The following is a 20,459-nucleotide window of genomic DNA, read 5'->3' as shown; positions in this document are numbered from 1 at the left end:
CTTCAGGGCGTGGCCAGCATCGCGGCGACATCGGCCAGCATGCGCGGGGCGAAGCTCTCGTAGGTGAGGTCCGCTCTCACTCTCGATGCGATGCCAGCGCTTGCGTCAACGCGCCAGATCGGACGCTCGATCGCGCAGGCAAGCACCAGTTCCAGTGTCTCGCACGACCAGAAGGTCAGCGAAGGGATGTCCCCGAGGAAGTGATCCGCCTGCATCGGGCGAGGGACAACGGCGTCGGCCGTCGCCCGAACGCGGTACGCCGGGTCGATCGCGATGTGGTGGTGGCACGCCAGGCCCAGGCGCTGCTTCGTCGAGATCAGGCGCATCAACCACGGGTGCCAGGAAACGGGGTAGACATCCGCCGAAAGCGGGAGCCAGTGCAGCCAGCACTCGCCCCGCGTCAAACATTCGCGCGCACACCATGTCTCCGTTGCCGAGAGCTCGTCCCTGTGCATGCGGCAGATCGGCAGCCCGCCCGACAGCGCGCACTCGAAGACGCGCTGGTGCGCCAGGGTGTTGATCGAGATGTGCAGGTGTGCGCGGGCGGACTGATAGCACGCGCGCAGGTCCTCGCCGTGCTCGATCGCGGGGCGGGCGAAGGCGCGGAGGCGCGGGTGGTTCTGCCAGCCCCGCCCGTGGATGCGGAACCTCCAACCCCTGCGCTCCGCGATGTCGGCCGTCCACGCGAGCGACTGGTGTCGGAACACCCGGTCGGCGAAGGGCTGGGTGCAGCGGGTGTGCAGGAGCGCGACGCTCGCCTCGTCGGGTTCTCGGCCGAGTGTTTCCTTCAGCGCGGAGCGGGTCAGCGCGTCGAGGCCGCCCTGCGGGGATCGCTCCATCGCGTCGTCGATGATCGCCGGCACGCCGGCGCAGACGCGGTCGATGGCGCCGCGCATCGGGCCGGCGGTGGCTTCTCGCAGCAGGCGCTCGCGGAGGCGCTCGGGGGGCTCGGACTGGTGTCCGACATAGCCGACCTCGCACTCGAAGCGTTCGCGTACTTCACGCGTCGCGGGTGTCGCGTGGAACTTGTGCGCCGAGGCGAGCACGGGCGAGCGGATGGCGCGCGAGCGCGGGTACCCGAACTTCTCGAAGAGCGTCGGGTGCAAGTGGCCGACGAGGAAGTCGAGCTCGCCCTGCGCTCCGCCCAGTTCGGAGGTGAACAGGTGCGAGAGCGCGTCCTGGACCCAGCACGCGTAGGGAAGGTTGTCCGGGAAACACCTCTTGAGCGAAGCGCGCGGGTAGTTGATCACCACGACGAGGTCGGGCTCAAAGTCGTCGACGGCCCGCCAGTACGACAGCGCCGTGAGCAGCGAGTGCTCGTCGGCCTCCATCAGCACCCGCGCCTGGTGGCCGGCGCTGTCGATCGCCTGGGCGATGTCCTGAGCGGAGTAACGCACGAACGAGGAGAACCGGCTCGTCGCGACGAGGACGCGCAGCGGATTGTTCGCGCGGTCGGCGAACCGAGCGGCCCACCACGAACGGTCGCGTTCCGAGTAGACACCCTCGACGCGATCGCGCAACGCGAGGAGGGCGCGCTCTTGTGCGGAGATGAGCCCGGTGAGCGTGTCGCGCAGCGCGGGCTGGCCGTGCGTGAGCGGGCTCTCGCGGAGGGGCGGCCCCGGCAGTCGCGCGTCGGGACGCGCCGCGAGCCAGTCACGCAGCGCGTCGATCGCCCGGTCGCCGGTGAACACGCGTACGCGGGCATCGGCGAGTGGGGACGAAAGGTCGAGGAGCGAGAGCGCGTCGAGCGCCGCAATCGGATCGGGCTCGACGACCAGCACCGGCGCGCGGTAGCCGTTGGGCGTGGGGGGCGTGTCGCGCAGCGATTTCTCGAGTAGCCACGGTGTGGTGAGCCCGTCGATGAGAAGCGGGGGCGTCTCGGCCGCGTCGGCGGGCGCGGCCGGGCGCGAGGCGTTGGCGCGGGCGTCACGGAGCCCGCTCCAGCCGTTGGCGCCGCGGGACACGATGTTCCCGTCCTTCGCGCGAAAGTGTTTGACGGAGTGCGCATGCGCGGCCGCCCACGGGTCGAACGCGTCGGCCAGCCCGCCCGCGCGGTCGCCCAGCGCTTCGAGGTTGCGCCGGCAGGTGGCGATGCGCTGGTCGCCCGTCAGTTCGTCCGACGGCAGGCGGGCCGCCGACGCCTCGATCTGCGCCGCCTCGGGCGACGAACGGACTTCGGGCGAGAGCGCCGCGAGGTGTTCCATTGCGCCGGTGCGAAGTCGCAGCTCGGTCAGGTGCAGGGCCGCGAGCAGGCGGATCTCGTGATCGTCGCGGTGGGCGGCCAGGTGCTCGTGGGCGGGGGCGAGGAAGCCCCAGGGCGCGCCCGCTGCGAGGCGCAGGAGTGCGTCGCGTTCGACGGGCGAGGGCCGCGTTCGGGGGGCTGTCGGAGCGCCGGGGGGTGACATCTGAGAGGGTTATCGGCGCGTCGGCTGGGGAAGGTCGGCAAACGGGCCGAGAATGATCGGAGATGGGTTTGTGGAGGCCCGGGCCTTGGCGGCGCAGGGGCCGAATCGCCTAGAGTCGGGTTCCCAGAATGACGCGGCAAGGCCGGCCGGGACGCCCCCCGGGACCGCGCCCCGGCCCACGGCACCCGGAGAGGTTATGACGACCGTGACAGCAGACCGAGCGCAGCGACCTTCGTCCCACACCCCCGGCCTCGACAACGAGACGCTGCTGGGGTGGCTGCGCGACATGCAGCTCATCCGCGAGTTCGAGAGCCGCACGGCGCAGGCCTACCAGCAGGCGAAGATCGGCGGGTTCTGCCACGTGTACACCGGCCAGGAGGCGCTCGTCGTGGGCACCTTCGCCGCGGTGCGCAAGGACGACCCGGTCGTCACCGCCTATCGCGACCACGGGCACGCGCTGGCCCGCGGCATGAGCCCCGAGGCGTGCATGGCCGAGATGTTCGGCAAGATCTCCGGCTGCGCGAAGGGCAAGGGCGGGTCGATGCACATGTTCGACCGCCCCAACGAGCTCTACGGCGGGCACGGCATCGTCGGCGCGCAGTCGGGCCTTGGCGTCGGCCTGGCCTTCAGCGTCAAGTACGAGCGCGAGGTCCTGAAGCGCGATGTCTATGGCAACGAGAACCCGCCCAAGCGTGTGGCGCTGTGCTACCTCGGCGACGGCGCGCTCAATCAGGGCTGCCTCCACGAGTCCATGAACCTCGCGGGGCTCTTCTCCCTGCCGGTCATCTACATCGTCGAGAACAACATGTACTCGATGGGAACCTCGATCGAGCGCGGCACGACGATGGCCCACGACCTGACGGCGAAGGGCCGGGCCTACGGCATGCTCTCGCGGAAGATCGACTCGATGGACATCCTCGACATCTACGAGGAGTTCAAGGCGATCGCCGACGAGTGCCGCGAGGAGCAGAAGCCGGCGTTCGTCGACATCAGGACCTATCGGTACAAGGGCCACTCGATGAGCGACCCGCAGAAGTACCGCACGCGCGAGGAAGTCGAGAAGTACGAGAAGGAGAAGGACTCGATCGCGATGCTGGTGGGCCACCTGATGCGCGATCGCAAGTGCCTGACCGAGGACGAGTGGACGCAGATGCAGGACGAGATCCGCGAGCAGGTCCTGGCGGCGGTGAAGTTCGCCGAGGAAGCGCCCGAGCCCGATCCCGAGACGGAACTGTACAGCGATGTGTATGTGAACCCCCTTCCGCAGATGAGCCCGATGCGTGACTACACGCATGGCGCGCGGAACCCGCTCCTTGAGGGCGAGTGAGATCGCTCCGGATCGCCTCGCTGGAGGATTGATTGAATGGAACTCCTCATCCCCATCATCGTGCTCGCCATCGGGGTCGCCGCGGTGCGCGTGATCGGGATCGTGCTCGCAAAGCCGGGCAAGGTCGACCGGGTGTACACCAAGCCGGTGATCTCGGGGTCCTGGGGCGTGGCGGAGCGAGAGAGGCAGCGTCAGGAACAGCAGAAGCAGCAGCAGCAACCCACCGACACCAATCCCTCTGAGTCAAACGCATGACCACCTTCGTTGAGCCCGACGCCACTCTCTACAACCGCTGGTCGTTCGAGCCGGACTTCGACAAACCGCTGCCTTCGCGCGACGGCGACCGCGTCATCCAGTTCCGCGAGGCGCTGCGCGAGGCGATGAGCGAAGAGATGCGGCGCGACCCGCGCGTGCACCTGCTGGGCGAGGAGGTCGCGCAGTACCAGGGCGCGTACAAGGTCAGCCAGGGGATGCTCGAGGAGTTCGGCGAGAAGCGCATCATCGACACGCCCATCAGCGAGAACGGCTTTGCCGGGATGGCGATCGGCGCCGCGATGCGCGGGCTGCGCCCCATCGTCGAGTTCATGTCGTGGTCGTTCTCCCTCGTCGCGGCGGACCAGATCCTGAACAACGCGCCGAAGATGCTCTACATGAGCGGCGGGCAGTTCGGCTGCCCGGTCGTCTTCCGGGGCAACGACGGCGCCGGCGGGCAACTCGGCTCGACGCACTCCTGGTGCGTCGAGGGGCTCTACGCGAATGTCCCGGGCGTGAAGATCGCGATCCCCAGCAACCCGTACGACGCGAAGGGCCTGCTCAAGACCGCGATCATCGACAACGACCCGGTGTTCTTCCTCGAGTCCGAGCGCATGCTGGGCGACAAGGGCCATGTGCCCGAGGAGGAGTACTACATCCCCTTCGGGAAGGCGGCGCTGCGCGCCGAGGGCGACGCGTGCACGATCGTGTCGTTCGGGCGCCCGGTGAACTTCTGCCTGGAGGCGGACAAGGAACTGCGCGAGGAGGGGATCGAGTGCGACATCCTCGACATGCGCACGATCCGCCCGCTGGACATCGAGTCGGTGCTGAAGAGCGTGAAGAAGACCAACCGGCTCGTGGTGGTGGACCAGTCGTGGCCCTTCTCGAGCGTCGCGAGCGAGGTCATCACCCAGGTGATCGAGCGCGGGTTCGACTGGCTGGACGCCCAGCCGGTGCGCGTGAACAGCGACGATGTGCCTGCGCCGTACAGCAAGCGGCTGGAGCAGGCGTTCCTGCCGCACAAGGGAAAGATCGTGGCTGCGGTGAAGAAGACGCTGGGGCAGGCGTGAGTGCTGCCGCACAACTTCCACGACTGGTGTGTGGTGCGGTACGAGCACCGATGCGCATCGCGGCAGCTCTTCCTTGACCTTGATCCTCCCGGGGGAATGCCGGGAAGCCCCACGCGGCTGACCTTTGAGGGCGTCGCTGCGGTGGAATTCGATGCGCCAGGCGTGGAGAACATCCTGTTCGAGATCGTGGAGCATCCGTGGGATCGAACCCTTGAGGAACTCGAGGATCGGATCGCCCACACTTTGGATCCCCGGGTCGTGCCCCTCAAGCATGACCAGCCAGCGTCACTCGACGAGTTGCTCGAGATACTGCGGGGGACACCCCTGAAGTTCTTTGAGATTGGCACAAGCTACTGTCTGGGCGGCTGGATCATCGCGGAACGGGCATCCGCGGCGCCCCTTCATGCCGAGAAGTAAGACTACCCTGTAGGCGGTTCACGAAGCGAGGAAGACCTATGCCGATTGAAGTCACGATGCCGCGACTGTCCGACACGATGCAGCAGGGGACGGTTGTGAAGTGGAATGTGAAGGAGGGTGACCCGGTCAAGCCGGGGACGATCCTCGCGGACATCGAGACGGACAAGGCGACGATGGAACTCGAGTCCTTCGACGAGGGCACGGTCGCGACCCTGGCGGCGAAGGAGGGCGACAATGTCGGCATCGGCGAGGTGATCGTCGTGCTCGCGGGCAAGGGCGAGGACGCGGCCAAGGTGAAGGCGTCTTTCGGGGGGAAGAAGAGTTCCACCGCAGAGGGCGCGGAGAAGAAGGGGAGTGGGGGGGAGAAGAAGGCGGGGGCCGAGGTGGCGTCGTCGAACGGGAAGGCGTCGAGCAACGGCGCGGCGACGGCGGTGGTCGACGATGACTCCGGGGAAGATTCGCACGGGTCCGGCTCCGGTGGGCGGATCTTCGCGTCGCCGCTGGCGAAGAAGGTCGCGGAGGAGATGGGTGTTGATCTGGCCGAGGTGAAGGGCACGGGGCCGAGCGGGCGCATCGTGCGCGCGGATGTCGAGGCGGCGGCGAAGTCGCCCGCGGCGGCATCGCCCTCGAAGGCCGATCGCGGCGCGCCTGCGCCGAGCATGCCGCCGGTGGGCGCGAAGCTCGAGGCGAAATCGGTCGCGCTCTCCAACATGCGGCGCACCATCGCGGTCCGTCTCGTCGAGAGCAAGACCACGATCCCGCACTACCAGGTCACCATGGCGGTCGACATGGACCCGCTGCTGACGCTGCGCACGCAGTTGAACGAGCAGTTGAAGGCGCAGGGCGTCAAGCTCAGCGTGAACGACTTCCTCGTCCGGGCGTGCGCGCTGGCGATGCACCAGCACCCGCACATCAACGCGTCGTGGAAGCAGACCAAAGACGCGGCGTCGATCGAACTCAAGGACCGCGTGAACATCGGCGTGGCGATCTCGCTGCCGATGGAGCGTGGGGGCGGGCTGGTCGTGGGCGTCCTGCGCGACGCGGACCACGCCGGTCTGCGCCAACTCTCGGCCGAGACGAAGCGCCTGGCCGACAAAGCCCGCGCGAAGGGGCTGAGCGTCGAGGAGATGGACGGCTCGACCTTCACGATCTCGAACCTCGGGATGTACGGCGTGGAGCACTTCACGGCGATCATCAACCCGCCCAACAGCGCGATCCTGGCGGTGGGGGCCGCGGTGGAGAAGCCGGTGGTGCGCAACGGCCAGATCGTCGTCGGGCACGAGATGCAGATGACGATGAGCAGCGACCACCGCGTGATCGACGGCGCGATGGCTGCGGAGTATCTGCAGACGGTCAAGCGGATGCTGGAGGCGCCTGCTACATTGCTGGTGTGAGCACCCTCTTCAAGCGCGTCGTGATGATCGATTGGTCAGGGCGCAATGCGCCCTCCCGAGCGCGAGAGAGTAAAGACGCGATCTGGATTGCCGACGGCACGCGTTCACGGCGCGAGAGTGCTCAATACTTTCGCACGCGGCATGCATCGGAAACATGGCTGCTCGAGAGGCTGCGCGAAGAGACAGTGCGCACGCTCGTCGGCTTCGACTTTCCGTTCGGATACCCCTCCCACACCGGCGGGCCGACGATGCCGAGCGGGCGTGCGCTGTGCGAGATGCTCGCGAGTCGCATCAGCGATGATGCGCGGAACCGCTCGAACCGCTTCGCGATCGCGGGAGAGCTGAACGAGGAACTGGCCGCGAAGTTCGGGGGCGACGGGCCGTTCTGGGGGTGTCCGCCCGCACGGGCGAACGGGTCGATGAGGCCCACGAAACCGCTCGGTCGGTTGGTCGGGGAGTACCGGGTCGTCGAGGAGCATCAGCGCCGCGCGGCGGGGGCGTCGCCGAAGAGCGCATGGCAATTGCTGGGCGCAGGGAGCGTGGGGAGCCAGTCGCTGCTCGGGCTCGCCACGATCGGGCGGCTGCTTCGCGACGAGGAGATCGCTTCGCGCGCCAGAATCTGGCCGTTTGAGACGGGATGGGGCGACGAGATGCGATCGACGCTCGCTTCGGATGCAATCGTGTTCACCGAGATCTATCCGTCGCTGTTCAACGATCGCGCGGCGGGCGTCAACCATCACATCCACGATGCGCGCCAGGTCATCGCGACGCGCGATGCTGTGCTCGACGCGAGTGATGATGATGTCTGCGAGATGCTGTCGCCCTCGCGCTCGATCTCGAACGAAAGCCGACGGATCGCCGCCACGCTCGAGGGCTGGATCCTCGGCGTTCGCTGACGCTCACGCGCTCTCGGCCGGGCGGTCGTCGAGACTGGCGCCGGGGGGCATCTCGTCGATGTCGTCGAACTCGGGGACGTAGGGCTCGATCATCGGCCAGTCCTTCTCGGGCGAGCCCGAGCAGCGCACGAGCGCGAGGCCGACCTCGGCGAGGGTTTCGACGGTCATCTTGTCCTGCGTGTCGCGCGTTGCTTCGGGGCTGCCGCGGTCGATCTCGATCGCGAGCACCGGCGCCCAGTCGGGCAGGCGGCAGACGACGAAGTCGATGGCGCGGACGCGCACGCGCTGGCGCCAGGTGCGCCAGTCGTCGGCCGGGCGCTCGTCGGGGCGCGTGGGCACGAGCAGCGTGTCGAGGCGGAGCTGGGGGCAGAGGACATATCCCGAGGGCATGCGCGCCGTGATCGCTCGCGCGTACGCGCGCTCGCGCCAGGTCATGATGGAGTTGCGCAGCTTGAAGGGCGGCGAGGTCAGCTCCATCGGTCCGTTGGGCGTCATCACACGCCGTGGCCAGCCCTGCCTGGCGGCGTCAGACTCGTCGAGGAGTGAGTCGAGCTGGGGCCCGGTCCACGGCTCGACGGGCTCGCCGTGGAGCGAGTCGGACAGCACGGGAGAGCCGGGGGGCGGGTTCTCGGGGAGAAGGCCGACGCCGGCGGGGGTGATCTCGTCGCGGAAGGGGATTCGATCGCCCGACGCGCCCTCGAGCGAGGCGCCCAGGGGCGTGATCTTTGTGGATCGCGAGCGCGCGGCGCGAACCGCTGAGACGATTGACCAGACAGCGGCGAGGATCGCGACCCCGGCGAGCGTCCAGACGAGAATGAGCATGGCCGGCCTCCCTTGCCTTCCATTGCGGCCACAAGCGGTCTGCCCTGCGGCGGCGTCCGCGCCGGCCGTGTCCTTCAGGGCGTTGGAGGGCGGGCCGCTTGCTCGTCGGCGTCGCCCCCGGATTCTGTTCGGCTCTCCTCATCGGTCGGTTCGACCAATCGGGTGGAGTTCGGCTCCAGATCCGCCTTGGGCGTCTTGAGTTTGGCGGCCCGGAGGGCGTTCCTGAGGTCGTTGGGCCAGGGCGAGGTCGCCACTACGCGTTCCCCTGTGGTCGGGTCGTCGAAGCCGAGGAGGAACGCGTGCAGGGCCAGCCGGCGCGCGCGCTCGGCGATGATCGGCGGCGCATAGCGACGGTCCCCGAGGATGGGGCACTTGATCGACGCCAGGTGCACGCGGATCTGGTGCAGACGCCCCGGCCCGATGCGGCACTCCAGCAGCGAGGCGGTGCGCGAGGAGTCGATCACGCGGTACGCCGTCGCGGCGGGCTTGCCTGCCGGGTGGATCTTCGCGGTTTTCTCGCGCGCCTGGACCTCGAGAATGGGCTTGCGGACCACGCCGGCGGGCTTGGTGGGGCGGGCGTCGACCAGCGCCCAGTAGCGTTTTTCCATCGTGCGGCGCTCGAACTGGCCCCGCAGCGCGTGGTAGGCGTCGATGGTCAGCGCGATGAGGACGAGCCCCGACGCGTCCTTGTCGAGACGGTGCAGCAGGCCGAAATCGCGCGACTCGCCCAGGTTCTGGAGGCGGGCGCCGAAGCGATGAAAAACGCCGTTGAGGAGCGAGTTCGTGAGGGTGCCCTTGCCCGGCTGGGTGGAGACGCCGGCCGGCTTGTCGACGACGAGGTAGTCGTTCGCCTCGATGACGAGGCGGTAGGGGACATGCGGGTTGGGCTCGACGGAGAGGTTCACGGGGATCGCAGTGAAGGCGTGCCGCGCCGGGATGTCATGGAGGGCCGGGGGATTGCGCCGTTCTGCTCGACGCCCCACGGGGCGGGGTCTATTCTGGAGTAGATGAGAATGAGTCTCAACAATGTCCTGTCTGTCGACGCGGCCAGCAACCCGGATCCCACGCCCGAGCCGGCCCCGGGCGCCGGCCCGCGCTGGAAGCGCCTGATCGCGCGGTTCGGCGTCGCCGGGTTCCTGTTCTTTTTCATCAAGGGCCTGCTGTGGCTGATCATCCCCGGGGTGATCGCGCTCTGGGCGGCGCGATAGAGTCCGGGACGCCGCGGGGGCGAACCGATTTCCCATGCACGACGAGAGAGCGACACACGCGATGACGAGCACGCTGACCGAGCACCTGAAGGACTCCACCTGGGAGCTGCACAAGCACGCCGAGGGGCACCCGATCCAGCGCGGGCTGATCCAGGGCAAGCTGTCGCGCGAGATGTACGCGTCGCTGCTGGGGCAGCTGCTGTGTGTGCACCGCGCGCTCGAGAGCGCGCTGCGCGAGCTGCGCACCTCGAAGCCCTCGGTCGGGCGCATCATCCAGGACGGGCGCTTCCAGCAGGAGCGTCTGGAGCAGGACCTGCGCACGCTGGGCGTCGACATCGGCACGGTCTCTCCCCTCCCGGCGGCCAAACGCCTGATGACCACCATCGAGATGGCGCGCGCCGAGCAGCCGATGGCGCTGCTGGGCATGCACTATGTCCTCGAGGGCAGCACCAACGGGGGCCGGTTCATCGCGAAGGCGATCCGCCAGACCTACGCCTTCGAGAGCGACGCCGGCACGCGCTACTACGACCCCTACGGCGAGAACCAGAAGACGCTGTGGGCTGTGTACAAGGAAGAGTTCGACGCGATGACGGTGAGCGAGGTGGAACGCGACGCGATGGTGGCCGCCGCCCGCGACATGTTCCGCGCGATCAGCGAGATCGGCGACGACCTGGTGACCCTCGAGCAGCGCGCGGCGACGGTGTAAGAGGTTCAACGCGGAGACGCCCGGCGTGTGGTGTCAACTTTCCTCAACGGTGGCGTGGTACGGCCGCAGGCCGCGCCACGGTTCGTCGTGCATTCCGCTGAGATGATGATGCATGCGCGGGATCGAGCCACGGTAGAGAAAGAGCCCGGGTCAGGAATGCCCCGGTGCGCCGAAGAGAAGAGAAGAGAAGAGAAGAGAAGAGAAAGACAGAGGTTGAGGAGCGAAGCCCGAAGAAGGGGTAGCCCTCACCCCAGCCCTCTCCCATTCGGCTGCGCCGAACAGGAGAGGGGGCCGGATAGCGAGGTCTCGGATTTCTCCGACTTTCCGGTTCTCAGACCTTCCAATGTGGCAGCGTTTCCGGTAGATTGTGGCTGCACAGGACGCGCCCGTCGGGGGCCGCGTTGATCGAGTCACTCCGTTCCGAGGAGCGTCGCCGTGAAGATCCGTTCGTGTGTTTCTGTCGGGAGCGTGCTCGCGTGTGCGTCATTCGTCGTTGCGCAAGGCGTGCACAACAACCAGCACCTGCGCTTCACGCAGGAGCACGGCTACACCTTCAGCACCATCGGCGATGCCGGCAACGCGCCCGTCACCTTCGGCTCGCGCACGGTGGGGCGTGTTGACTACGAGTACCGGGTCTCCACCACCGAGGTCACCTGGGGTCAGTACCTCGGCTTCCTCAACGCCTACGCGCCGGTGATGCCCGCCAACTTCCGCTCGGGCATCGTCGGCCAAGACATGACGGCGGCGTCCGCGACCACGGGCGGCGCGAACAGCCCGATCACCTACCTCGGCCCCGTCGGCGGCGTGCCCCGCTACACCGTCGACGCGGCGCGCGCGAATCAGCCCGCCGCGTCGACCTGGCAGTTCTTCGCGCGCATGGTGAACTGGCTGCACCATGGGGCCAAGGGGCCGAGCGAGGTCACCAGCGCCGACTTCGAGACCGGCGTGTACGACACCACGACCTTCGTGCGCATCCCCGTGGGCCCGCTGGGGGCGCCGTACTGGACGGATCAGGACACGCGTTCTCCGGGCTCGCGGTTCTGGATCCCCTCGGAGGACGAGCTGACCAAGGCGACCTACTACGACCCCAACCGCCACGGCGAGGGTCAGGGCGGCTACTGGCTGTACGGCCACGGCTCGGATGATGCGCCGGTCCCCGGCGACCCGGCGCTGGGCGGGGAGACGAACGCGGGTCGCGACGGGTTCCAGTGGCCCGAGGGGCAGCTGCGGCCGCTGGATGTTGGCGCCTACGCGCAGACGCAGAGCCCGTGGGGCCTGCTGGACTCGGCGGGCGGGGGCGCGGAGTGGACCGAGGGCTGGAACAGCGAGGTCCAGGAGCTCCAGCAACGGCGGCTGTATTTCGGTGGCAAGAGCCATATGCCAACGGAATGGGGCGAGCTGGGTATGCACCTTCGTTCTTCAGGTCCGACCGGCACCTATGTCTCGCTGCGGCTGGCCGCGGCGATCCCCGCGCCGGGACCGACAGCGTTGATTCTGCTCGGGGGCCTGAGCGTCGGCGTGCGACGGCGGCGCTGAGCTCGCGCTCTCGCCCGCTCCCGTCTCCTGCCTTTTCTGCTGCCCGTTCCCCGCTCCCTTCCCCTCACGACCGCTTGATGTTCTCGCGGCTCAGCATGAGTTCGAGGGTCTGCACCACGAAGTCCTGCTCGTGCTCGGCGAGGCGGTTGTGGAAGGGCAGCGCGATGGTGCGCTGGCTGACGGACTCGGCGATGGGGAACTCGCCGGGGTGGTGGCCGAACATCTGGCGGTAGAAGGGCTGCAGATGAATGCAGGGGAAGTAGTCCGACGCGCCGACATCGTGGCGGCGCATGCCGGCGATGATGCGGTCTCGCTCCTCGCGCGTGTAGTCGGCGCGCAGACGCACGACGAAGACGAACCAGCTCATGCGTGAGCTGGGCTCGATGGTGGGGAGCATCAGGTCGGTGACGCCGATGAGGCGCTCGATGTATCGGTTGGCCACGCGGTCGCGCATGGCCATGATCTCGTCGAAGCGCTCCATCTGGGCGACGCCCAGCGCGCAGTTGATCTCGGGGAGGCGGTAGTTGTAGCCGAGTCGTTCGTGGCAGAGCCACGCGCCCGTGGCGCTGCCGGTCATGTTGACGGCGCGCCCCTGGTTGCGCAGCGAGCGGCAGATGTCGGCGACGCGGTCGTCGTCGGTGACGACCATGCCGCCCTCGCCGGTGGTGATCTGCTTGTTGGGATAAAAGCCGAAGACGCCGACGCGCCCGAAGGCGCCGACGGGCCGGTCCTTCCAGGCGCCGCCGAGTCCCTCGCAGCAGTCTTCGATGAGGGGGATCTCGTGGCGGGCGGCGATGGCGCGGTAGGCGTCCATGTGGGCCGGGTTGCCGAAGGTCTCGACGGCGAGGATGGCCTTGGTGCGCCGGGTGATGGCGGCCTCGACGCGCTCGGGGTCCATGTTGAGCGAGCGCGGGTCGATGTCGACGAAGACGGGCCTGGCGCCGACATACAGGATGCAGTTGGCGCTCGCGATGAACGAGAAGGGCGTGGTGATGACCTCGTCACCCGGGCCGATGCCGAGCGCGAGCAGGGACATGTGCAGGCCCATCGTGCCCGAAGAGCAGGCGATCGCGTGGCGTCGGCCGGTGCGCTGGGCGATGTGACGCTCGAAGAGCTCCTGCATGGGGCCTATGGAGAGACGCCCGGAGCGCATGGTCGCGACGACGCGCTCGATCTCGCGCTCGGTGATGTCGGGCTTGCTGAGGGGGATCTCTTCGAGCATGGGGGAGGCGTCTCTCGTCCGGGGGATGTCGCTCGTCAAAAAAGCGATCGCGGGCTGCCCTCTTTCATCGAGCGGGGGAGGATGCCCGCTCCAATCGAGGGTAGCCCGCGACGCTGAGGAGAGAGGGGCCGACATCGGGGTCGGCCCGAGGGGATGGTCTGTCAGGCGGCGCGGCACTCGCGCGAGGCGGCGTCGTGCACGGCGGCGGTGAGTCGTTCCACGAGGGAGGAGAGGGCGAGGACGCCGTGGCGCTCGCCGGCGTCGACGGTCTCGTCGGCGAGGAGTTGTTTCGCGAGACGCGAGCAGGCGGTGACGACGCTGGAGTGATTCGGCCGGCGCAGGTCCTTGGCGATCTCGGGGAAGCTGCGCGTGGTGAGCTGGCGTGCGAGGTGCGCGGCGAGGGACCGCGCGAGGACGACGCGCCGGTGCCGGCCGGCGCCCAGGAGTTCGGCCTTGGAGACGCAGAGGTGCTCGGCGATGGTGTCGACGATCTGTTCGGTGGTCAGCGGGCGTCGCGACGCGGACGAGGGTCGCGACGCGCCGCCCAGCGCGCGCTCGACGAGCGAGGGGTGTACGGTCGAGCCGGAGTCGTCGTGCGAGGGGGCGAGTTCGCGGATCGCGACGAGGCGCGTCACGACGCCCTCGAGCTCGCGGACCGATCCGGCGCAGCGGTCGGCGACGCCCTCGCACACGCCCGGGGCCGGGATGAGCCCGCGCCGGAGGAGGAGACGGCGCACGATCTCGGCGCGGGTGCGCGGGTCGGGGCGTTCGAGGCGGACGACCATGCCGCTGACGAAGCGGGAGACGAGTTTCTCGTTGAAGCGGCTGATCTTGTGGGGGTGCTCGTCGGAGGCGAGGACGACGCGTGCGCCGGAGAGGTCGATGGCGTCGAAGGTGTGGAGGAATTCGGACTGGGTGGCGGACTTGTTGGAGAGGAAGTGGACGTCGTCGATGCAGAGCAGGTCGAGGGCGCGGAACTGGCGTCGGAACTCGTCGAGTTTGCCGGCGCGGAGCGCCTGGATGAAGGCGTTGGTGAACTGTTCGCCGGTGGTGTAGCGGACGCGTGCGCCGGGGTGGCGCTCGCGGAAGCGCGTGACGATGCCCTGGAGCAGGTGGGTCTTGCCCATGCCGGATTCGCCGTGGAGAAAGAGGGAGGCGAAGGCGCTGGCGTCGTCGGCGGTGGCGATGCGCGAGGAGGCCTCGAACGCGAGGCGGTTGGAGTCGCCCACGATGAAGTCGTCGAGTTTGCGCCAGGCGGCGCCCTGCCCGAGGGCGCGAGTGGGGGAGGCGGGGCGGGTGGATGTCTGCTGTCGAGCGGAGGTGGCCGCTACGGCCCGCTCGTTGGCGCAGGCGGCGTCGGAGGCGCCCGGGTCGATCTCGACGCGGACGATCGCGTCGGGGCCCAGGAGGTCGCGTGCGGCCTTCTGGAGCGCGTCGCCGAAGCGACGGCGGACGGTCTCGGCGATGAAGGGGGTGCCGACGCGGACGGCGGCGTGGCCGGCGTCGACGCGGATGGAGTCGGGGTCGGCGCCGAAGTAGCGATCGAAGCGGTCCTGCCCGATCGCGGCGGCGAGGGTCGTGCGCAGCGTGCCCGACGCCGGAGCGCCGTTGGTTGGTGCGAGAGGGACATCCAACGAGAGAGCTGGGGTCACGGCAGTCCTTTCCGTGAGCATCGGTGCCGCGTCGGGGCGAGACCGGGAGGGGAAGAGGGGGACGCCGAGTCCGTTCGATGTCGCCTGTGGGAGAGTGCTGCTTGCTGCGCGACCGCCGCGACGAGACGACACGACCGCCTTCGCGGAGGGCGCTCGCCCTGTCGCGTTGGGGAACGATGTCGATGCCGGGGTGGTCGACGCGTTGGGCGGAGTCAGAAGCCCAGAGGCGTCGGCCGATCCGTGACCGTGAGCGAACGGTAAAGACTCACGCGCGCCGATACAAGCCCTCGTGTGTTGTGCAGGGGCGGGCAATGGGGGCGCAACGGCGTGTTTTTCGGGGGTTTACGAACGCGCAGATTTTTCAATCCACCGGTTGCCCAATCGTGCGGAGCGATCGTGGACACGATTCAACCGCTGACGGCGCATGGGCTTACGCGACCATGCCGGCGGGGTTTTCCGCGGGTTGTCCACGAAGGCGGCGATTCATCCCCTCGTGGGGGGACTGTTCGCGCGAACGAGGTTGACAGGAGCGCCAGGAGGGCGCACGTCGCCCGACCCGGAAGCCCGCCCGATCGATGTCTCGAGCAAGCGGGCTGGAGGAGGAGAGAACAACTCGGCAAAAAGTACGGACGGCGCGTCGTCGCGGTTCCCGGACGCCCCGCCGGGCGCGCGAGGGGTCGCCTACCTGCGAGAGGTCGCGCGCAGGAGTCGGCTGATGAGCTGGTCGACTTCGCGCTCGTCGAGCCCGCTGGCGAGGCCGATGACCCGCGCGTCCTGATCGAGCAGGATCAGCTTGCCGGAGTGGTCGATCCACTCCATGTCGTCGCCCCCGGGGAGCGGGATGCGGCGCGCAGAGTCCTTGGACAAGCCGAGCTTGAGGCCGCCCTCGCTGATGGCGGCGATCTCCTCGAAATCGCGCCCGGTCGCGAAGGTCCAGACGCGCGGGTCGGCGCCGACCTCGCGTGCGTGCTCGCGAAGCGCCGCGGGTGTGTCGTTGATCGGATCAACGCTGATGCTGAGCAGGCGCACGCCGCGATCGCCGACGGCGTCGTGGATGCGTTTCATGGATCGCGTGAGCGCGGGGCAGATCGCGGGGCAGTTGCTGAAGAAGAAGTCGATGACGGTGAGATGCCCGAGCAGGTCGTCGCGGGAGATGGCGCGCCCGTCCTGCGCCGTGAGCGTGAACTCGGGGACGACGAGCGATTCGAGGCCGGGGTCCTGCTGCAACGCGCGCGACGCGGGGTTTCGGAAGTTGTCGTAGAGGAGCACCGCGAGGACGGTGCTGAGCCCGAACACGACGAGGAACGCGACGGGGCGCATGCTCAGCGGGCGGCGCACGCGCCTGGGCCTGGGGGTTCGTGGGTTTGGCTGGCCTGGGGTGTTCGTGTCGTCGCGTGTCATGCGTGATTGTTCGCACGCCCGGGTCGTGAAGCGCGGAGCATCGACCCGACGGCGGCGGCGCAGCCGAGCGCCGCGAACAGGACCGTGGCGGTCCATGAGAGCGCCGTGGCGTCGACGGAGCCGAGCAGCGAGGATCGCATCGCGGTGGTGGCGTGCGCGAGCGGGTTGAGCGTCGCGAGGGCGCGGAGCCAAGGGGCGGCGGTGGCGATGTCGAAGACCGCGCCGCTGAGCAGCCACATGGGCATGATGACGAGGTTCATCACGCCGTGGAAACCCTCGCTGGACCGGATCCGCCACGCGAAGGCGAGGGAGACGCCCGTGACGCCCAGCGAGGTGAGCGCGACGGCGAGCAGCGCGAGGAGGTACCCCGTTGCGCCGGGAGCGGCGCCGACCAGCGGCGCGGCGACGAGCAGGATGGCCGCCTGCGCGAGCGCGACGCCTGCGCCGCCCAGCGACTTGCCGATCGCGATCGTCCAGGGGGGCGCCGGTGAGACGAGCGCGCCCTGCAGGAACCCGGAGTTGCGGTCTTCGATCAGCGAGAGCGCCGAGAAGATCGAGCTGAAGGTGACGCTGAGCGTGATCGCGCCGGGCAGCAGGAACGCGGCGTAGTCGGGCGCGGCGTCGGCCCCGCCCCCCGGCGCGAACGCGGACGCGAACCCGCCCGCGAAGAAGGCCCAGATCAGCAGGGGGGTCCCGAGGGCGGCGACCACGCGAGCCGGTTGTCGGACGATGCGCACGAGCTCGCGGGTGAGGATGGCGCGCAGCGCGGGGTGCGTGATCACGGCGCGGGCTCCCCCCGGTTCGCGTCGTCGTGGAGCGAGCGACCGGCGCGCGCGGAATAGACATCGCCCAGCGTGGGCGGGCCGAACGCGAAGGGGACGCCGCGCGTCGCCAGCTCACTCGCGGCGTGCGCGATGTCGTCGCTCGCGCCCGACGCGATCAGCTCTCGATCTCGCCTGAGCACGCGGAGGGGCAGGCCCTCGAGCGGCGCGCCGTCCTGTGGAGACAGGCGCAGGACCGCGCCGCCGAGCGAGGCGCGAAGGGCGCCCGGGGCGTCGTCTCCCACGATTGCGCCGTCGGCGAGGAGGACGACCCGGTCGGCGCGTTCGGCTTCGTCCATGAGGTGCGTCGAGAGGACGATCGCGGCGCCGGTCTCGCGTCGCAGCGTCTCGAGCGCGTCGAGGAAGGACGCGCGCGCGTGGGGGTCGAGCCCGGTGGTGGGTTCGTCCAGGAGGAGCAACCGTGGAGCGCTCAGGAACGCTCGCGCCAGATCGACGCGGCGCTGCAGCCCGCCCGAGAGAGTTCCGACGCGATCATGGAGGCGGTCCTCGACGCGCAGCCGGGCCGCGGACGCGAGCGCGGCCGCCTTCGCGTCGCCGGCGCGCATGCCGAAGAGGGCGGCGTGATTGACGAGGTTCTCACGAACGGTCAGCAGCGGGTCGAGGGCGGGGCGCTGGAAGACCACCCCGAGGGCCGCGCGGACCTCTCGCAGCGCACCGGACGGCGGCGCGCCGAAGAGCGCGAGCGATCCGGAGTCGGGCGCGTCGAGCGTGGCCAGGATGCGCAGCAGGGTGGACTTTCCCGATCCGTTGGGCCCGAGGAGCGCGAGGAACGCGCCCTGCTCGACGCGCAGCGAGACAGAGCCGAGCGCCGTGCGCGCCGGGGATCGTCGCCGGGCCGGGTACACGCGTCGGAGTTCGTGCGCGTCGATCGCGAGCATTGTCTGGTGCGTATCGGTCAACTCAGGAGCGAGGTGGCGATCGCGTCGCCGACCATCGCGATGAGGATGAGCGGGAGGTACGCGATGGATCCGAAGAAGAGCGTCGCGGCGGATCGGTCGTCGCGCCGGAGACCGAACCGGATCGCGGCGACGAGCATGCCCAGCCCCAGGAGCAGCGCGACGATCGCGTAGGGGGCTCCGAGCAGGAGCCGGTCGTCGTCGGTGCGCATCGCGGCGACGGACGCGAGCGAGATGGGGATCAGCGCGATCGACCAGACGATGGAGGTCCACGCGGTGCTCACGCCGCTGGGGTCGACGACTGGGAGCACGCGGTGCCCGCCGCGCGCGTAGTCCTCTCGGTACTTCCACGCGAGCGCGAGGAAGTGGGGTATCTGCCACACCGTCATGATCGCGACGATGGACCAGCCACCCGGGTGGTCGAGGCCGTAGGGCGCGCCGGGCCACGCGGCGGTCCACCCGATGAGCGGGGGCAGCGCGCCGGGGGCGGCGCCCACGATCGTCGCGAGGGGCGTGTAGGGCTTGAGCGGCGTGTAGAGCCACACATAGCTGACGATCGTCGCGAGCGCGACGAGCGTTGCGCCGAGGTTCGTGAACGCCCAGAGCGTCCCGAGACCCATCGCGCAGAGGACCAGCCCGATGAGCAGGCCCGTGCGCGCCGACATCCGACCTGCCGGGATCGGGCGGTCGGCGGTGCGCTTCATGCGCTTGTCGCGCACGCGCTCGTACCACTCGTTGAGCGCCGCGGCGCCGGACGAGCACAGCGCGGTGCCAACGGCCGCAGCGAGGGCGAGCAGCGCCAGCGAGAGCGGCGAGCGCGACGCGCCGCCGTGGATCATCGCCGCCATCGCGAAACCAACGAGCGAGGTCACGACGACGAGCTTGGTGATGCGTGGCTTGGTCAGCTCGCCGATGTCGCGCCAGCAGATCGCCGCGCGCGTCGCTGGACGAGCGGGCAGGGGGTCTGCGGCGATGGTCGAAGCGGTCTGCACCCTTTGTTCCTGCGGCACGGCGGGCGATGAGTCCTGCCCGGCAGCACCCCGTGCGGCTGGGCAGGAATCGGACGGAACGATAGCCGTGCCGCGGGCGGCGCGGGGCAGCGTGAGGGCGGGATCTGGCGGGGCGTCGGGGCGGGTGCTCAGGGTTTGGAGGATCCGAAGTTGCTGAGGATGAGGTTGAGGTCGGCGAAGTTCACCTGGGCGTCGGAGTTCACGTTGCCGGGCAGGGCGAGCCCGAGCAGGCCGAAGTTCGAGAGCACATTGTTGAGGTCGGCGAAGTTCACGACGCCGTCGGCGTTGGTGTCGCCCGGCAGGGCCGTGGAGCCCAGGGGGGACATCTGGCGGACATCGCCCAGGAGGGGCGTGGAGTTGGCGAACCAGACGGTGGCTTCGCCGGCGTCCATGAAGTCGCCGTCGGAGTTGAGGTCTTCCAGCACGATCACGATGTCGCCGCCGGCGTCGGTCATGAGCACGCGCCCGTCGGCAAGCGAGACGACGTCGATCGCCGTGAAGCCGGACGCGGCGTTCTCGTAGACGATCACGGCCTCGCCGGTGTCGTTGGCGTCGTTGTCGGCGTTGAGGTCGGTGAGGCGGATGAGTCGATCGACGGCGCCGGGGGCGATGTCGAGGAAGTAGAGCGAGCCGGGGCGCGCGAGGTCGGCCTCGAGCGGGAAGCCAGCGGCGGGGACGATGCCGGACTGATTGGTCGCGTCGAAGAAGACGGTGAACTCGCCGGCGTCGTCGGCGACTCCGTTGCTGTCGAGGTCTTCGAAGCGCCACACGCCGTGGAGGCCGGCGGAGGAGTTGCGCAGGTAGCCGACATCGCCGATGAAGGCGATCTCCTGCGGGGAGAACGGCCCGTTGCCGGGACCGAAGGCGCCCTCGCCCAGGTAGAAGGTGACTTCTCCGGGGCCGTTGCAGTCTCCGTTGTTGTCGAGATCGACGAGCCGGTAGACGGCGTCGGGCCCGAACGCGTTGCCGGCGTTGACGATGTAGAGGTGTCCGCCCGGGCCGAACGCGGCGCCGGTGGGGAAGGCGAACGACGCGCCGGACAGGTTGGTCGCGTCGGCGTAGACGACGCTCTCGCCCAGGTCGTCGGCGTCGCCGTCGGCGTTGTTGTCGCGAAGGAGGTAGATGAGCCGGTTGATCTGGTCGCCCATCGCGACCCAGCCGTTGGACGAGGCGGTCAGCGTCGAGGGGTTCTGCGGCGGGAGCGTGCCGGGCGCGTTGGCGCCGGTGAAGTACGCGAAGACCTCGTTCTCGTCGATGACGCCGCTGGCGTCGAGATCGACGACGCGCCAAATGACGTCGTTGGTGCGGTCGTTGATGACATACGCCTGCTGCGAGAGTGCCGACGAAGCGCAGCCGAGCGTCGCGAGGAGAACGCCGGGGACAACCGTGGATGCACGCATGAT

General features: G+C 69.2%; 19 protein-coding genes. 9 read left to right on the top strand and 10 right to left on the bottom strand.

The genetic code is table 11. The features are described from left to right. Positions 1-2 precede the first annotated feature (2 nt). Entirely contained in the window at positions 3-2,405 is a 2,403-nt protein-coding gene (locus tag KF684_00715; GenBank protein ID MBX3351427.1) for a hypothetical protein, read from the bottom strand. Between the two features lie 196 nt (positions 2,406-2,601). On the opposite strand from KF684_00715, the gene pdhA reads away from it, so the two are divergent. The 6 genes from pdhA (at position 2,602) to KF684_00685 (ending at position 7,761) form a co-directional block, all read left to right on the top strand. Then, positions 2,602-3,732 carry a pyruvate dehydrogenase (acetyl-transferring) E1 component subunit alpha gene (gene pdhA / locus KF684_00710; GenBank protein MBX3351426.1) on the top strand — a complete coding sequence of 377 codons (1,131 nt, stop codon included), beginning with the start codon at positions 2,602-2,604 and terminating at the stop codon, positions 3,730-3,732. A 36-nt stretch (positions 3,733-3,768) separates the two neighbouring features. Further along, entirely contained in the window at positions 3,769-3,987 is a 219-nt protein-coding gene (locus KF684_00705; protein ID MBX3351425.1) for a hypothetical protein, read from the top strand. Continuing rightward, entirely contained in the window at positions 3,984-5,054 is a 1,071-nt protein-coding gene (locus tag KF684_00700) for an alpha-ketoacid dehydrogenase subunit beta (GenBank protein MBX3351424.1), read from the top strand. Before KF684_00705 ends, KF684_00700 begins: the two co-directional genes overlap by 4 nt. Continuing rightward, a complete protein-coding gene (locus KF684_00695) occupies positions 5,055-5,471 on the top strand; it encodes a hypothetical protein (protein ID MBX3351423.1) in 417 nt (138 codons plus the stop codon). A 38-nt stretch (positions 5,472-5,509) separates the two neighbouring features. Then, positions 5,510-6,865, top strand: a complete 1,356-nt coding sequence (locus KF684_00690; protein ID MBX3351422.1) for a 2-oxo acid dehydrogenase subunit E2 — start codon at positions 5,510-5,512, stop codon at positions 6,863-6,865. Positions 6,866-7,050: 185 nt separating this feature from the next. Then, positions 7,051-7,761 carry a hypothetical protein gene (locus KF684_00685; GenBank protein ID MBX3351421.1) on the top strand — a complete coding sequence of 237 codons (711 nt, stop codon included), beginning with the start codon at positions 7,051-7,053 and terminating at the stop codon, positions 7,759-7,761. 3 nt (positions 7,762-7,764) lie between these two features. Here the strand turns inward: KF684_00685 and KF684_00680 are convergent, their stop codons facing one another. Beyond that, positions 7,765-8,583 carry a DUF2726 domain-containing protein gene (locus tag KF684_00680; GenBank protein MBX3351420.1) on the bottom strand — a complete coding sequence of 273 codons (819 nt, stop codon included), beginning with the start codon at positions 8,581-8,583 and terminating at the stop codon, positions 7,765-7,767. 74 nt (positions 8,584-8,657) lie between these two features. After that, positions 8,658-9,488, bottom strand: coding sequence for an RNA pseudouridine synthase (locus tag KF684_00675; GenBank protein ID MBX3351419.1), 831 nt, complete (start codon positions 9,486-9,488; stop codon positions 8,658-8,660). 102 nt (positions 9,489-9,590) lie between these two features. Here KF684_00675 and KF684_00670 point away from each other — a divergent pair, with 102 nt between their 5' ends. From KF684_00670 to KF684_00660, 3 genes are all read left to right on the top strand, one after another. Further along, positions 9,591-9,791 (top strand): hypothetical protein, encoded by a 201-nt coding sequence (locus KF684_00670; GenBank protein MBX3351418.1) that lies wholly within the window; start codon positions 9,591-9,593, stop codon positions 9,789-9,791. 61 nt (positions 9,792-9,852) lie between these two features. Next, positions 9,853-10,497, top strand: coding sequence for a biliverdin-producing heme oxygenase (locus tag KF684_00665; GenBank protein ID MBX3351417.1), 645 nt, complete (start codon positions 9,853-9,855; stop codon positions 10,495-10,497). A gap of 435 nt (positions 10,498-10,932) precedes the next feature. Then, positions 10,933-12,033: a hypothetical protein gene (locus KF684_00660; GenBank protein MBX3351416.1), complete on the top strand. Its 1,101-nt coding sequence runs from the start codon at positions 10,933-10,935 to the stop codon at positions 12,031-12,033. A gap of 64 nt (positions 12,034-12,097) precedes the next feature. Here the strand turns inward: KF684_00660 and KF684_00655 are convergent, their stop codons facing one another. The 7 genes from KF684_00655 to KF684_00625 all read right to left on the bottom strand — a co-directional run bounded on the left by KF684_00655 (position 12,098) and on the right by KF684_00625 (position 20,456). Then, positions 12,098-13,255 (bottom strand): DegT/DnrJ/EryC1/StrS family aminotransferase, encoded by a 1,158-nt coding sequence (locus KF684_00655; GenBank protein ID MBX3351415.1) that lies wholly within the window; start codon positions 13,253-13,255, stop codon positions 12,098-12,100. 161 nt (positions 13,256-13,416) lie between these two features. Further along, positions 13,417-14,907: an ATP-binding protein gene (locus tag KF684_00650; GenBank protein MBX3351414.1), complete on the bottom strand. Its 1,491-nt coding sequence runs from the start codon at positions 14,905-14,907 to the stop codon at positions 13,417-13,419. A gap of 681 nt (positions 14,908-15,588) precedes the next feature. Then, the gene (locus KF684_00645; GenBank protein ID MBX3351413.1) at positions 15,589-16,308 is read right to left on the bottom strand and encodes an SCO family protein; all 720 of its coding nucleotides are present in this window, start codon (positions 16,306-16,308) and stop codon (positions 15,589-15,591) included. Further along, a complete protein-coding gene (locus tag KF684_00640) occupies positions 16,305-17,090 on the bottom strand; it encodes an ABC transporter permease (GenBank protein ID MBX3351412.1) in 786 nt (261 codons plus the stop codon). Before KF684_00640 ends, KF684_00645 begins: the two co-directional genes overlap by 4 nt. Further along, on the bottom strand, positions 17,087-18,028 hold the full coding sequence (locus tag KF684_00635; protein ID MBX3351411.1) for an ABC transporter ATP-binding protein: 942 nt from the start codon (positions 18,026-18,028) through the stop codon (positions 17,087-17,089). The genes KF684_00640 and KF684_00635 overlap by 4 nt, the downstream gene beginning before the upstream one ends. A 17-nt stretch (positions 18,029-18,045) precedes the next feature. Further along, positions 18,046-19,038, bottom strand: a complete 993-nt coding sequence (gene cyoE, locus KF684_00630; protein ID MBX3351410.1) for a heme o synthase — start codon at positions 19,036-19,038, stop codon at positions 18,046-18,048. A 146-nt stretch (positions 19,039-19,184) separates the two neighbouring features. Further along, positions 19,185-20,456 (bottom strand): hypothetical protein, encoded by a 1,272-nt coding sequence (locus KF684_00625; GenBank protein ID MBX3351409.1) that lies wholly within the window; start codon positions 20,454-20,456, stop codon positions 19,185-19,187. Positions 20,457-20,459 lie beyond the last annotated feature (3 nt).

This window comes from Phycisphaeraceae bacterium (assembly GCA_019636675.1).
Taxonomy (GTDB): domain Bacteria; phylum Planctomycetota; class Phycisphaerae; order Phycisphaerales; family UBA1924; genus JAHBXC01.
The sequence above is the reverse complement of the archived record's forward strand: the minus strand, read 5'-3'. Positions and strand labels throughout refer to the sequence as shown.